General features: G+C 32.5%; 11 protein-coding genes. 8 read left to right on the plus strand and 3 right to left on the minus strand.

What is annotated here, in order from left to right; genetic code table 11:
- Nucleotides 1–92: 92 nt before the first annotated feature.
- The 8 genes from INR75_RS08680 (at nucleotide 93) to INR75_RS08715 (ending at nucleotide 12,827) form a co-directional block, all read left to right on the plus strand.
- Nucleotides 93–392 (plus strand): helix-turn-helix domain-containing protein, encoded by a 300-nt coding sequence (locus tag INR75_RS08680; protein ID WP_223091577.1) that lies wholly within the window; start codon nucleotides 93–95, stop codon nucleotides 390–392.
- A gap of 2 nt (nucleotides 393–394) precedes the next feature.
- Nucleotides 395–2,164 (plus strand): class I SAM-dependent DNA methyltransferase, encoded by a 1,770-nt coding sequence (locus tag INR75_RS08685; RefSeq protein ID WP_223091578.1) that lies wholly within the window; start codon nucleotides 395–397, stop codon nucleotides 2,162–2,164.
- The gene (locus INR75_RS08690; RefSeq protein WP_223091579.1) at nucleotides 2,165–3,430 is read left to right on the plus strand and encodes a restriction endonuclease subunit S; all 1,266 of its coding nucleotides are present in this window, start codon (nucleotides 2,165–2,167) and stop codon (nucleotides 3,428–3,430) included.
- Nucleotides 3,431–3,794: 364 nt separating this feature from the next.
- Entirely contained in the window at nucleotides 3,795–4,751 is a 957-nt protein-coding gene (locus INR75_RS08695; protein WP_223091580.1) for an Abi family protein, read from the plus strand.
- Between the two features lie 25 nt (nucleotides 4,752–4,776).
- The gene (locus tag INR75_RS08700) at nucleotides 4,777–7,737 is read left to right on the plus strand and encodes a type I restriction endonuclease subunit R (protein WP_223091581.1); all 2,961 of its coding nucleotides are present in this window, start codon (nucleotides 4,777–4,779) and stop codon (nucleotides 7,735–7,737) included.
- Nucleotides 7,738–7,852: 115 nt separating this feature from the next.
- Nucleotides 7,853–9,937, plus strand: a complete 2,085-nt coding sequence (locus INR75_RS08705) for a DUF262 and DUF1524 domain-containing protein (RefSeq protein ID WP_223091582.1) — start codon at nucleotides 7,853–7,855, stop codon at nucleotides 9,935–9,937.
- A 99-nt stretch (nucleotides 9,938–10,036) separates the two neighbouring features.
- Nucleotides 10,037–11,992, plus strand: coding sequence for an AAA family ATPase (locus tag INR75_RS08710; RefSeq protein WP_223091583.1), 1,956 nt, complete (start codon nucleotides 10,037–10,039; stop codon nucleotides 11,990–11,992).
- Complete coding sequence (locus INR75_RS08715; protein WP_223091584.1) at nucleotides 11,979–12,827, plus strand: HNH endonuclease; 849 nt, start codon at nucleotides 11,979–11,981, stop codon at nucleotides 12,825–12,827. The genes INR75_RS08710 and INR75_RS08715 overlap by 14 nt, the downstream gene beginning before the upstream one ends.
- A gap of 239 nt (nucleotides 12,828–13,066) precedes the next feature.
- On the opposite strand, the gene INR75_RS08720 is transcribed toward INR75_RS08715, so the two are convergent.
- The 3 genes from INR75_RS08720 to INR75_RS08730 are packed head-to-tail and all read right to left on the minus strand — an operon-like array spanning nucleotide 13,067 to nucleotide 14,796.
- Nucleotides 13,067–13,864: an ImmA/IrrE family metallo-endopeptidase gene (locus INR75_RS08720; RefSeq protein ID WP_223091585.1), complete on the minus strand. Its 798-nt coding sequence runs from the start codon at nucleotides 13,862–13,864 to the stop codon at nucleotides 13,067–13,069.
- Entirely contained in the window at nucleotides 13,854–14,159 is a 306-nt protein-coding gene (locus INR75_RS08725) for a hypothetical protein (RefSeq protein WP_223091586.1), read from the minus strand. Before INR75_RS08725 ends, INR75_RS08720 begins: the two co-directional genes overlap by 11 nt.
- Nucleotides 14,149–14,796, minus strand: a complete 648-nt coding sequence (locus tag INR75_RS08730) for a sigma-70 family RNA polymerase sigma factor (protein WP_223091587.1) — start codon at nucleotides 14,794–14,796, stop codon at nucleotides 14,149–14,151. The genes INR75_RS08725 and INR75_RS08730 overlap by 11 nt, the downstream gene beginning before the upstream one ends.
- Nucleotides 14,797–14,947: the final 151 nt, after the last annotated feature.

The raw sequence follows: 14,947 nt of genomic DNA on the forward strand, positions 1-14,947 counted from the left end.
GGCGTGAAATGTCCAACTGTTGTAGTGAAATCAATAGTTTTTAATAAATGGACATTACATCTGACCTTTAAAAAAATAATAGACATCATCAGATGAAGCTAGCAAATAAAATTAAAGAGCTTAGAGAGAGTCAAGGATTACTCCAAAGACAGCTCTCGGCACAATTGGAAATTGATACGCCTATGTTTAGCAAGATTGAGCGTGGAGAACGTAGAGCCAAACGGGAACAGGTGCTTAAAATAGCGGAGTTATTAAAGGCAGATGAACAGGAATTATTAGCGTTGTGGTTGGCAGACCAAATTTTGGAAATAACCACAAATGAACAACAGGCATTGCAAGCCTTAAAAATGGCAGAAAAAGACATTAAAAATAAGTTTTCAAACAATCAATAAGAATGACAGAAACACAACATAACGCTATCGTAAATTTCATTTGGAGTATTGCAGATGACGTTTTACGTGATGTATATACAAGAGGTAAATACAGAGATATAATTTTACCATTTACAGTATTAAGAAGGTTAGATGCCATTCTGGAGCCTACTAAAGACAAAGTACTGGAAATGCACCAAAAGCTAAACGAAATGAAGATTGATAACCAATCGGCCCAACTTCGTAAAACAAGCGGTTATGTGTTTTACAATACTTCTAACTATACGTTTAAAAGATTATTAAACGAACCAGGTAATATCCGTCAGAATTTAGAAACCTACTTAGATGGCTTTAGTAATAATGTACAAGATATTATTAGTAAGTTCAAACTTCGCAATCAATTAGAAACTTTAGAAGAAGGTAATATTACCTTTCCTTTAATTGAAAAATTTTGTTCCAGTACCATTAACCTTAGCCCTAACCCAGTAACAGACAAAGATGGTAACATCGTAATAGAAGGTTTAACCAATTTGGGTATGGGGTATGTGTTTGAAGAATTGATACGAAAGTTCAATGAAGAAAACAATGAAGAAGCCGGAGAACACTTTACGCCAAGGGAAATCATTCGTTTAATGACCCACTTAATTTTTGAACCTTTAAAAGGAAAAATTAAAGACGGGACCTATTTAATTTACGACCCTGCTTGTGGTTCGGGTGGTATGCTTACCGAAGCAGAACATTTTGCTAAAAAACTAAACCCCAAAGCTACGTTTCATTTATACGGCCAAGAAGTAAATCCTGAAACCTACGCCATTTGTAAAGCAGATATGCTCATCAAAGATGAAGACCCAGAGAAAATCGCTTTTGGTTCTACATTAAGTAAAGATGGTTTTCCAAATCTACAGTTCGACTTTATGATAAGCAACCCACCGTATGGGAAAACTTGGAAGGTAGATAAAGATGCTATCCTCGACAAAAAAGACATTATAGACCCTCGTTTTTCTGTAGGCGTTCCCAGAGTAAACGATGGGCAGTTACTCTTTGTAATGAACATTGTATCTAAATTAAAAAACAACAGTATTTTAGGTAGTAGAGCAGCTACCATTCATAACGGTTCTGCTTTGTTTACAGGTGATGCAGGACAAGGAGAAACAGAAATACGCAAATATCTTTTTGAAAATGACTTGTTAGAAGCCATTATCGCTTTGCCCAACGACTTATTTTACAACACAGGCATTCCTACCTATATCTTTATCCTCAACAATAAGAAAGACGAAAACCGTAAATGCAAACTCCAGCTCATTAGCGTAACCAGTGAGCAATTTTACCGCAAAATGCGAAAGCCTTTAGGTAAAAAACGGGTAGAATTTAGCAAAGACCATATTAGAACCATTACCGACTTGTTTTTAAATTTTGAAAACAACGAGCACAGTATCATTTTAGATAATGAAGATTTTGGTTACAGCCAAATAACCGTTCACCGTCCAAAGCGTGATGAAGATGGTAAAATAATTACCGATAAAAAAGGTAAACCTAAAAGCGATACCGCACTTAAAGACAAAGAAAACATCCCGTTAAAAGAAGATATAGATGCCTTTTTTGAAAAAGAAGTATTGCCTTTTGTGCCTGATGCTTGGTATAAAAAGAACGAAACCAAAATAGGCTACGAAATAAACTTTGCCAAATACTTCTACAAACACAAAGCACCAAGAGCTTTAGAAGAAATATCTGCCGATATTTTTAAGATTGAAGAAGAAACAGAGCACCTATTAAAAGAAATTGTAGAAGCATAAATGATGGTACAAGAAACATATAAAACCACTTGGTTGGCCAAAACTCCAAAGCATTGGAATAGGTTGCGTATCAAAAATATTTTTGCTGAAATAGAAGAAAGAAGCGAAACAGGTACAGAAGAATTACTCTCGGTTTCTCATTATACAGGGGTTACTAAAAAAAGAGATAGCCTTGAAAATGAAACCGATTTTATAAGTAATGCCAAAACCTTGGTAGGTTATAAAAAAGTAGCTGAAAACGATTTGGTAAGCAACATTATGTTGGCTTGGAATGGTAGTTTGGGTATTTCTAAATACAATGGCATTACCAGTCCTGCTTATTGCGTGTACCGCATTAAAGGCAATAACAACCCTAATTATTTTGGGTACTTATTCTCTACGGCAATAATGAAAGCGGAGTTTAGAAAAAAGTCTTTTGGCATTATTGATAGTAGATTACGTTTATATTCCGATAAGTTTTTTAGCATTCCTGCTCCTGTACCACCCAAAGCAGAGCAAGACCAAATTGTAACCTACATAAAAGAACAATCCAAAAAAATAAAACACTTCATTAAAAAGAAGCAAACCTTTATAGAGTTGTTAAAAGAGCAACGACAAGCGGTAATCAATAAAGCAGTTACCAAAGGAGAAAGAGTTAGAGTTAAAAATTTAGTCACAATAAATGATGAAGCTCTTTCGGAAAAAACAGATAGTGGTTATCAGTTAAAGTATATTGATATAGGTAATGTTAAATCTGATGGAAGTATTACTGAAATTCAATCTTTAAGTTTTAAAAATGCTCCTTCAAGAGCAAGAAGAATAGTTAGAAAAGGTGATGTAATCATTTCAACTGTTAGGACATACTTACAAGCTATCACACTAATAGATTTTGAAGAAGAAGATTTAGTTGTATCAACTGGTTTTGCGGTTTTAAGACCAAAAAAAGGAGTTAATTCAGAATATTTAAATTTCGTTTTAAGAGATAATAAATTTATTGGTGACGTTATTACAAATTCATTTGGAGTAAGTTATCCTGCAATCAATTCCACAACGTTAAGTGCTTTAAGTGTTAGTGTAGTTTTAGATGAAAAAGAACAAGCCCAAATCGTTTCCCACCTCAAAACCGAAACTGCAAAAATAGACCAAGCCATAGCCAAAGCCCAAAAAGAAATAGAACTTATAAAAGAGTATAAAGAAGCTATGATAGCAGAAGCGGTATTGGGGAAGTTGAACCATAAAATAAAACCAACACGTGCAAATAATGCACCAGTTGAGAATAAACTATAAACCAGTTTTTTCCTTTTTGGAAACAACTCAAAAAAAGTATACAGGTAAGAATGAGTACGAGTAAGAAAATATACGGTTACAAAGGAACCCCCCAAATTAACGAACTTAAAAAAGGGATTAAAACACTTGTTTTTAACACGTTACAAACAGTTGCTTTGTTAATAAGTAACGTAAAATTGTTAAAAAGTTTGGCTTTTAACCCAACTTATTCGTACATTTGCACCAATGGTACACGTTCTACTTCCCTAAAGAACAGTAAACGTGTCTTATTTTCAGAAAGTTACATAACCAAAGATAATACACCCTCCAGGCTTACTAAGGTAGCACACTTGGGGGGTCTTTTCTTTTATAAATCTTTGGTAGGATGAGTAAACGTACTTACAACAAGCCGCCAAAGTCTTTTCAAGACCAATTACAGCAACTTAAAGACCGTAATTTAACGGTAGATGATGATGCTAAAGCATTGGCATACTTAGCCAACATTAGTTATTACCGCCTAAGTGCTTATTTTTTACCCTATCAACAAACCAAAGATAGGTTTGATGACGATACGTCTTTTAAACAAATTATAGACACCTATTCATTTGACCGAGAACTTAGACTGTTAGTTTTCGATTGTATTGAGCGTATAGAAGTTGCCATACGTACACAGTTTATTTATTGTATGGCTACCCACTACAATAACAGCCATTGGCAAGACGATAAACAGCTTTTCATCAAACCTTTTTACAATAAAATAGGCAATTTGGTAGACCCTTTTTCAGATTTTCAAAGCATCATTTCAAGAGCTAAAACGGCAAGACGACCAGAGGTATTCATAAAACATTATACAGACCAGTATAACAAACCTTCAAACCCGCCTTCGTGGATGTGTTTTGAATTATTAACCATTGGCGAATTATCACATATATACAGAGGGCTAAAGGATAAAAACGATAAAAAAAGAATAGCACAACAGTTTGATTTGCATACTACGGTATTTACATCTTGGTTGCATTCCCTTACCTATGTTAGAAACATTTGTGCACACCACTCCCGACTATGGAACAAAGATTTGGCAGTAGAACCTACAAGACTTTTAAAACCTGTTGGAGATTGGGTTAGTGCAGATTTTAATAACCATAATAAAAGGATGTTCTATTTTTTATCCTTACTCAAATATTTCCTTACAAGAGTAAATCCAAACAATCGGTTGAAAGAAAAATTAATCGATTTATTTAATAAATATCCCAATGTACCTATTAAGTATATGGGGATTCCCTCAGATGGTAAGGGCAACCTTTTAAATTGGCAAGAAGAGCCTTTATGGAAAAACAATTAAAATAAAAAGACAGCTATATATAACTATGCATACATCCGATACATCAGAAAAAGGCTTAGAAACTATCATAGAAAAACATTTGATAGACCATAATGGATATAAGCCAAGTTATAGTGCAGATTACGATAGAGACCTTTGCATTAATAAAAAATTGTTGTTTCAATTTTTAGCAGATACCCAACCCAGTGCCTATGAAACCATCCTAAAAAGAGGGGAACACAAGTTCATAAAACGATTAACCGACCAAATTCGTCAAAAAGGCATTATAGAAATACTTCGCAATGGTGTTAAAGATTTAGATTTAAGAGTACAACTCTACTATAAAAAACCAACCTCACACTTAAACGATAAGGCTCAAAAGCTCTACAACGGCAATATCTTTTCGGTAACGAGGCAACTCTATTACAGTAAAGAAAATAGCAACTCTTTAGATATGGTAATATTTATAAACGGTTTGCCTGTAAGTACTTTTGAGTTAAAGAACCAATGGACAGGGCAAAATGTAAAAAATGCCATTCGCCAATACCAAACAGATAGAGACCCTAAAGAACCTTTATTCGCATTTGGTAGATGTATGGTTCACTTTGCAGTAGATGCAGATTTGGTGTATATGACTACGCACCTGAACAGTACCAAAACATTCTTTTTGCCATTCAATAAAGGCAACAATGACGGAGCAGGAAACCCTATAAACGAGCAAGGTTTAAAAACAGATTACCTCTGGAAAGATATTCTAACAAAAGACAGTTTTAGTAACATCTTAGAAAATTATGCTCAAATCGTAGAAGAAAAAGATGAAGATACAGGAAAGGTAAAACGCAAATTAATTTTCCCAAGATACCACCAGTTAAGAGCAGTTAAAAAATTATTGCATCACGCCAAAGAAAATGGTGTTGGGCAAAAATACCTAATACAACATTCAGCAGGTTCTGGTAAATCCAATTCTATTACTTGGTTAGCCCACCAATTAGTGAGCTTGCACGATACCACGAATACAGAAACGGTATTTGATAGTGTTATTGTTGTTACAGACCGCAGGGTTTTAGATAAACAAATTAGAGACAATATCAAACAATTTGCTCAGGTTAGTAGCGTAGTTGAAGCCATAGACAAAGGAAGCCGTCAATTAAAACAGGCTTTAGAAGATGGTAAAAAAATCATCGTAACAACGGTTCAAAAATTCCCTTTCATTATGGATGAAATAGGAACCTTACAAGCTAAAAAGTTTGCGATTATTATTGATGAAGCTCATAGCAGCCAAAGTGGTGAAACGGCAAGTAAAATGAATTGGGTACTATCAGAAAAAGAAACCCCTTACGGAGAAGAACAAGAACCACCAACTTCTGAAGACCTTATCAACGAATTGATAGAAAACCGCAAAATGCTAAAAAATGGTAGCTATTTTGCGTTTACAGCCACACCCAAAAACAAAACCTTAGAAACCTTTGGTACACAAAATACAGAAGGAAAATTTAAGGCTTTTGATAATTATACAATGAAACAAGCTATTGAGGAAGAGTTTATTCTTGATGTGCTTAAAAACTATACAACATACCAATCTTACTACAAATTAGATAAAGCGGTAGAAGATAATCCAGAGTTTGAAACACGACAGGCTAATAAAAAATTAAGAGCCTATGTAGAAAGTCATCCATTTTCCATAATGGAAAAGTCTAAAATTATGTTAGACCATTTCCACTCCGATATAAGAAGGCAAATAAATGGTCAGGCTAAAGCTATGGTCGTTTGTAAAAGTATAAAAAATGCCATCCTCTACTATCAAGCGTTTAAGGAATATCTAAAAGAAATTAATTCACCATACAAAGCAATAGTAGCATTTTCAGGTACTAAAGAAATAGATGGTGTAGAAATGGATGAAGCCAAATTAAACGGATTTCCAAGTAATGATATACCAAACGAGTTCAAGAAGAAAGAATACCGCTTTTTAATAGTAGCCAATAAATTTCAAACAGGTTTTGACCAACCTTTATTACATACAATGTATGTAGATAAAAAATTAGCAGATGTACAAGCGGTTCAAACCTTATCGAGATTAAACAGAGCCTACAAGCCTTACAAGGAAGATACTTTTGTAATGGACTTTTTTAACACTACAGAAGATATTAAAAAGGCTTTTGAGCCATTTTACACTACAACAGTACTTAGTGAAGAAACAGATGCCAATAAGCTAAACGATTTGCAAGATGCTTTAGATAATGCACAAGTGTACTCTCAAGATGATGTTGTAAATTTTACAGATTTATACTTTAAAGAAGCCGATAGACAAGAGTTAGACCCTATTATTGATAAGTGCGTAGCAGAGTTTAAAAATGAATTAGGAGAAGATGCTCAAATTGATTTTTATGTAAAAGCAAAATCCTTTTTTAGAACCTATGCTTTTCTCTCAAAGTTGTTATCATTTAATAATGCTTATTGGGAACGATTATATTGGTTTTTAAAATTTTTGATACCCAAAATAAAACCTGAAGAAATTGAAGATTTAGCTAAGGGAATTTTAGAAGCTATAGATTTAGATAGCTATAGACTTACTCGTACTACACAAGAAGATATTAAATTAAAGGGAGAAGAGGAATTAGACCCTACACCGCCTGTAATGAAAGGTATAAAGGGTGAACTTGGATTTAATGAATTAGATGCTATTATAAACGACTTTAATACAAAGTTTGGTATTGATAATTGGACAGATGACGATAAGGTGAAAAACTTTTTGTTTGAGCAATTACCAGCAGACTTTGCTCGTGATGAAGATACAGTTAATGCAGTAAAGAATAGTGATAAACAAAATGCAAAAATCACTTCCGATAAGAAAGTTGAAGATTTAATGCAAGATGTGATATTTCAGTATACAGACTTGTACAAGAAATTTACTGACGACCCTGACTTTAAACGTCAATATTTAGACTTCGTATTTGATAAAATATGGAATCAACAAAACAATCAAAACAGCTCGAATGTGAATAAATAAAAGCCTTATACCATTATGCAAAATCACTGTTTTAATATATTAACAAGTAACAGTAAAATTTTATAGATGGAAAAGATAACCTTTGGTTTTTATAATGATAAAGAATTAAAAGTATATGGAAGCAACACAAGCACAACTATTAAGCTTATTAGACGGCAAGAAACAGTTTACAATACCAATTTACCAAAGAACCTACTCTTGGCAAATAAAGCAATGTCAGCAATTGTTTGATGATATTTTAAGAGTTGGTAATGATGCTACAGAGCTTTCTCATTTCATTGGCTCAATAGTTTATTTTAAACCAGGTAACTCTCCAATTACCAGTGTACCTGAATTGCTTGTAATAGATGGTCAACAAAGGCTAACTACTGTTTCTTTAATGCTTCTTGCTTTAATTCATTATTTGAAGGAACACGAAGATGTTTCGTTAGAAGATGAGACTTGGGAAGAGATACAAGAAACTTACTTAGTGAATAAGCATAGAAAGGATGACTCTAAGTTTAAGTTGCTATTAACTCGTAAAGACAAAACCACATTTACAAAACTCATTGATGAAATTGATATTGAAGGAGAATACAGTAAAAGAGTATTGGAAAACTATCAATTCTTTAAAGGTAAGTTTCACTCTGAAAATGTTCAGGCCATTTATCACGGTATCAAAAAGTTGATTATAGTTGACGTTATACTTGAAAGAGACAAAGACAACCCTCAGCTAATTTTTGAGAGTTTGAACTCTACAGGTTTAGACTTATCACAAGCCGATTTGATACGTAATTACATTTTAATGGGGCAGACTTTAGAACTCCAAGATGTACTCTATGAAAAATATTGGTATCCAATGGAACAAAGCTTTGGTGAGAATATTGGTGCTCTTGCTTGGTTTATCCGTGATTATCTTACAATGAAGGAATCATCAATTCCTAAAATCAATCTTGTTTATGAGACCTATAAACGCTTCTTAAATTCTAAAAATGGCTTTAAGTCTATTGAAGATGCAATTAAGAGTTTACACAGATATTCAAAATTCTATGTCCGTATAGCACTATTAAAGGAACAAGACATCGATATAGCTAAGAAATTAAAAGAGATAACAAAGCTTAAAATAGATACATCATATCCTTTCTTATTGGCTGTATATGGTGATTTTGAGGAAGAACAAATAAATAAAGATGAATTTATTGAAATCATCTCTTTAGTTTCAAACTATGTGTTTAGAAGAGCAATTTGCGGTATTCCAACAAACAGCCTCAATAAAACCTTTGCTACTCTTTACAAACGAATAAAAAGAGAGACCTATTTAGAATCAGTTAAAGCTGCATTCTTGTTAATGGATGGTTACAGACGTTTTCCTTCGGATGCTGAATTTACCAAGGAATTACAGGTTAAAGATGTTTATAATTTTAGGTCAAGAAATTATTTACTGGAATCACTTGAAAACTGGAAAAGAAAAGAATTGGTTAATGCTGAAAACTATACAATAGAACACATTTTACCTCAGAACCCAAATGTATCTCCACAATGGAAACAAGAACTTGGAGAGAATTGGGAAAGAGTAAAAGACAAATATCTGCATTCGTTGGGTAATCTGTCGTTAACCGGATATAATTCAGAATTATCAGATAGACTATTTGCTGATAAGAAATCAATAGAAGGTGGTTTTGATACAAGTCCTTTGTTTTTAAATTCCTCAGTAAGGGAAGCTACAACTTGGAATGAAGATGCTATTCTTAAAAGAGCTTCCAAATTAGCTGAAAGAGCCTGTACAGTATGGCAAAAGCCTAAATTGTCTAATGATAGATTAGAGCTTTACAAAGAGCCTGAAACTACTAAAGAACAAGCGGTTTATAACATTGAACATTATGACCATTTACAAGGTGATATGTTGGAATTGTACAAGAATCTTGAAAAACGAGTTTTAAATTTAGATGCTTCTGTAAGAGTAGAATTTAAAAAGCTATACATAGCATTTAAAGCACAAACAAATTTCGTTGATGTAGTTCCTCAAAAGAAAAGATTACGCCTTTCATTGAACACTGAATTTGACCGTATCAAAGACCCGAAAGGTATTTGTAAAGATGTATCAGGTTTAGGTAGATGGGGTAATGGAGATGTTGAAGTAGGATTAGAAAATCTTAGTGATTTAGACTACATAATGGAATTGATTGAACAAGCATTTGAAGAACAAGTAGAGGCTGTTTAGTATTCTTTACTCTATTTTATTTCAGAATAGATACTTAAAGTTAAACTGATATTATAAATATAATTATAAGCTTGGTTTGTATGAAAACCAAACTACAATATGAATAAACTTTCAAAAAAAATAAAGTTAGATATCTTAAGAATGCTTCTGTCTGAGCAGGATTTATTTGGAGAACCTCAGGATGATATAAATATTATTAAGTTTTTGGATGAGATGCTTGATTTAAAATCTCTTCCGTCAGAAGATAACCGTTTTTCAAATGCATATGATGATGCTTTTCAACATTTAGTCAATAATTATGATTGGGAATACGAGTATGTTCTTACTGATAGGTTCAATATAGTAGATGACCCTGAGATATTTACAAGCTTTTTAAATAAGGTTATTAACCCTGATATTAGACGTAATGAAGATGATATTACAAGATATTATCTTTTAATTAATCCATATTTAGAAAAGGAAAATTTAACCTATTCTCTTGAATCATATAATGAAGAAGGATTACCAGTTTATGTTGTTAAGGAAATAGACATAAAGAATGCAGTACCTTCTACAATAATTGAAAATAAAATTCCATTTTTCGTTGATAATAACCCTGATGGATTTTATGATTATAAAAGTACCCACAAAGCTCCAAATTTATTCCCCTGTTTTGTTTTAGCAAATAATAGCGGTTGGAATGATTATAGTAATAGGTCAACTTACTATTTGTATTTTTATCCAAATAGTGATGAATGCCTAAAAATAGGCTCTGTAAAAATTATTCATCAAGAAGCAGAGAATACCCCTGATATTTTAAATGAGAGCTTTACTGTTTTAAATGAAAATTTTTGTTCTCTCGGTCAGGAGTATAGCTATTATGAAAATTTAAAATCAATATTTGATAAGACTTACGACAGTATTTTTTGGGCATTAAAGGATGCTGCAATATTTCCCGATATTTTAGAAGAGTTTGAAAACCACTATTATTTTAGAAATTCTTTAATACGGTATGATGAGCAAGAGCAGTTATTACGTGAAGTAAAGTACCGTCTTTATGATTACAACCTTAAAAACCTTTATAGTTTTCAGTATTCGTTCAAACCTAAATTTGCCGATGAACCAATAGATGTTCATTTTGATTTTGATGCAAATAGGGCTATTCCAAGTAGAATTTTTGCTTTAATTGGTAAAAATGGAACAGGAAAAACTCAATTAATCACCTCGTTACCAATTGATATTTCGAAGAAGAATGATAATGTTTTTACTCCAAAAACGCCATTGTTTAGTAAGGTTATAGCGGTATCTTATAGCGCATTTGACTCATTTGATGTTCCTAAAAAAACTGCGGATTTTAATTATGTTTACTGTGGCTTAAAGGATTCCAAAGGGGAACTTTATAGTGAAAAAGGACTAAAATTAAGATTTCATAGTTCTTGGAAAAAAATAGCAACTAATAAAAGATTTGACAAGTGGCTTAATCTACTTCCTTTCTTTTTAGATCAAGAACTTATTAATGAATTTATAGTTGAAAAAGAAGGTTCTTGGGAATACACAGTTGATATAAAAGGCTTTAATACGGTTAGTAAGAAGCTTAGTTCTGGTCAAAGTATTCTCTTGTATATAATTACAGAGATTGTAGCTAATATTCGTTATGCTTCATTAGTTATATATGATGAGCCAGAGACACATCTGCATCCCAATGCGATATCTCAATTAATAAATGCGATATATAACCTCACTAATGAATTTCAATCTTATTGTATCTTAGCGACACACTCTCCACTTATAGTTAGAGAACTCCTTTCAAGCAATGTTTATATAATGGATAGAGAAGAGTCCATTTTAAGTGTTAGAAAGCCGATTTCAGAAACATTTGGTGAAAACTTGACAGTAATTACCGAAGATATTTTTGGGAACAATAGTATTCCTAATCAATACAAAAAGATATTAAATCGTTTAGTTGAATCAGGTAAATCTTATGATGAAATAGTATCGTTAATCTCATCTGAAAACATCCCATTAAGCCTTAATACGAGAATCTATTTAAAAAGCATAATTGATGAGAAATCTTAATGTATTCAATGGTAGCACATCGGATTTCTTAGATGAGGTTATAGCTTCAAAAAGAAATTCTCAAAAAGACCCTGATTATAAACAAAGAATAAATTTACTTACCCCCAATATTAAAGTACTTTATGGTAATTATGATACGGCTCATAATGCAAATAATCACGTTAGTTTGATTTCAAATGGGTATGTAAATCAAGATAAAGCGGATTTATTAAAACTATATACTTCAGGTAATTCACGTTTAGTACAATTAAAAAATAGCATTACGACGGTTTTAGATAACAGAGCTATGAACACTTGTCAATATTGCACTATTGCGCCAGTTGGTTCCTTAGACCATATTGTTCCTAAAGATGAATTTCCTGAATTTTCAGTCAACCCAAAGAATTTATTACCTGCGTGTACAACTTGTAATAGCCATAAAAATGAAAATTGGAAAGAAAATAACAAGACTATTTTCCTAAATCTTTATACGGACATTTTACCAAGTGACCAGTATTTATTTGTTGATTTGGTTATCACTGCAAATAACATACAGCCAACTTTTGAATTACGGAACGTTAATAATATAAATCCTGATTTTTTTGAATTATTAGAGAATCACTATTCACGTTTACACTTACCTCAAAGATTTAAAAAAGAGAGCCACAAAATTATATCAGAGTTGACAAACCTAATATCTGCAAGTAGTCATCTTCTTGATGAAAACCAAATCAAACAACTTGTCTTGACGAAAATTAATGAAGATAAAGCTGTATTTGGTAATAATTACTATAAATCAATTTTAGAGGAAGCTTTAGTAAACAATCAACTTTATTTAGATAGTGTATTGAACTAATAATGAATGGAAGCATTTGGTGATTCCCCACCGTACAGCCATTTGCTTCCAGTAGGTTCTTTTCATTCGCTCGTACCTCACTTACTACAATCACCCACTTCCTGCAACGCACAGCAAGAGAAGTCCTTCATTCATTTCCGTTGCACTACAATTCATTCAGTCCTGCACTTGCTTTTATGATCAAAAAAAATTACAATTAAAAGCTTGGGAGGAATACGGTGCAATTTTAAAATAACGACCTAATCTTCCCATATTATACTCAAAGCTTTGTCTTTGTAGGGAATGCAATGTTCATAAAAAGATCTTTCGGTGTCTCTATCTTTCACATAATTGAACCAGTCCATCGCCCAAACCTGTTCTGTTTTATAGATATCTTGTGTATTTGATTGCAAGAAGTATTCTCCCATAACCGTATTTGTCGGAACGGTCCGATCGTTGAGCAACCATTTATAAGGGAAATCATCACTTTCTAGCTTCCATTTGACAACTCCTCTCTCTGCATATATAATCATTATGGGGTGATTACCTATTTGGGCAAAGCGAAACGCACAAGCAGTTCTACTTACTTTGTATTGAGAACATAAACTATCAATTAATTGAAAATTGAATTTTTTCTTGAAAATGTCCTGTTTGAATCTTGATTCAGGCATTAGAAGGCATGACGCAAAATAATCAGCTTCCCTTTCAATCGAGTTGAATTGCTTTTTATTAACTAAAGAAGGATGGGGCTCTAAAATTCCTTTTTTTAGACCAATTCTATGAGTATCAATAAAATAATGTCCGAGTTCATGAGCCAGAGTAAATCTGCCCCTTTCAGTGTTTTCCCTGTTACCATTGTCTGTATTTAAGTGAATATAAAAACAGTTGTCGGCATAAACAGTCATTCCATCAAATGTTCCCTTTTCATATGCATCATAAAATAGTTCTAACCCTATATCTTTAGCTATTTGATTTACTGGTGTTATTTTTTCTTGGTATTGAAATGCAATATACTCGGCAAGGTCTTTAATATATTGTAAGGATGTATTATTTATCATCCTTGTTGTGCTTTGCCTTCATTTTATCTATAATATGCTGTGGAAGATTATTACCTTTTCTAGCCACCATTCGTAATTCTTCAATTTCATTATTTAAAGAATTTTCGGTATCCGTCTGAATTTCTGTCAGGTTTTGCAAGCCTCGCTTTAGTATTTTTTCAGGGGCATCCCAATCAGTCGGTTCTTCTTTATCAGGAGTATTAAATAATTCGAATTCTTCTACTTCTTTCTCTGTTTCTGGAAAAAGTAATCCCTTAGACTGAAATAAATCGATTATTTTTTTTCTATTTGACATATTTCAAGGGTTTTAATTGAGTATTCTTTGTAAAGTAATCCACGATCTTTTTTTCACTTCGCTCTTTAATTTTCCTAATATTCACGGGTGTCGTATCATACATCTTGCACAACATCTTTAAAACGTCTGATGGTGTATTTTTACCTTCTTCATAATACAGATATAAGGTTAGGAGTATATGTCTGTCCCTTTCTGATAATATTTGTAATGCATCATCAAGGACTTTAAAGTTAACATTTCTAAAAATTTCTTCAGGCAAATCATCACTTTCTATGGCTGGTTCTACATTTAGTACTTCTAAAGGAATCGTATCTTTGTAATACTCATTAAATAAGCGTTTTAATTCATTTTTAGCAACTTTTGACAACCAGGCTTTGAACCCTTTGTCATCCTCTGCTTCCTTTCTAAAAGAAAAAAGTAAGGGGTTTTCATACAATTTATAAAATGTGTTACTGATTACAGTGTTTAATATTTCTTCATCATATACCCCTCTGTCTTTTAAAGCTCTAGAAACAACTGAATTCAAGAACTTACTATAACCACGATACAGATCTGTAAAACTTGCAATAGCAGAATCTTCATCGTAGTCTTTGTCTGAAATAACGAGCAAAATATTTTCAATTTCTTCTATTGACATTTACATAAAGCATAATAAAATTCCGTGACAAATTACAAAATATATTATTATGTCACGCTTTTGACTTTATACTTATGAAGCATTAATTTTCATGGCAAAGCCTTTATGCCAGTAAGTAAAAGGTCTAAGTTTAATATAATTCGTAAAAATA

Origin of the sequence: Zunongwangia sp. SCSIO 43204, from assembly GCF_019904275.1 — a bacterium.
Taxonomy (GTDB): Bacteria; Bacteroidota; Bacteroidia; order Flavobacteriales; family Flavobacteriaceae; genus Zunongwangia; species Zunongwangia mangrovi.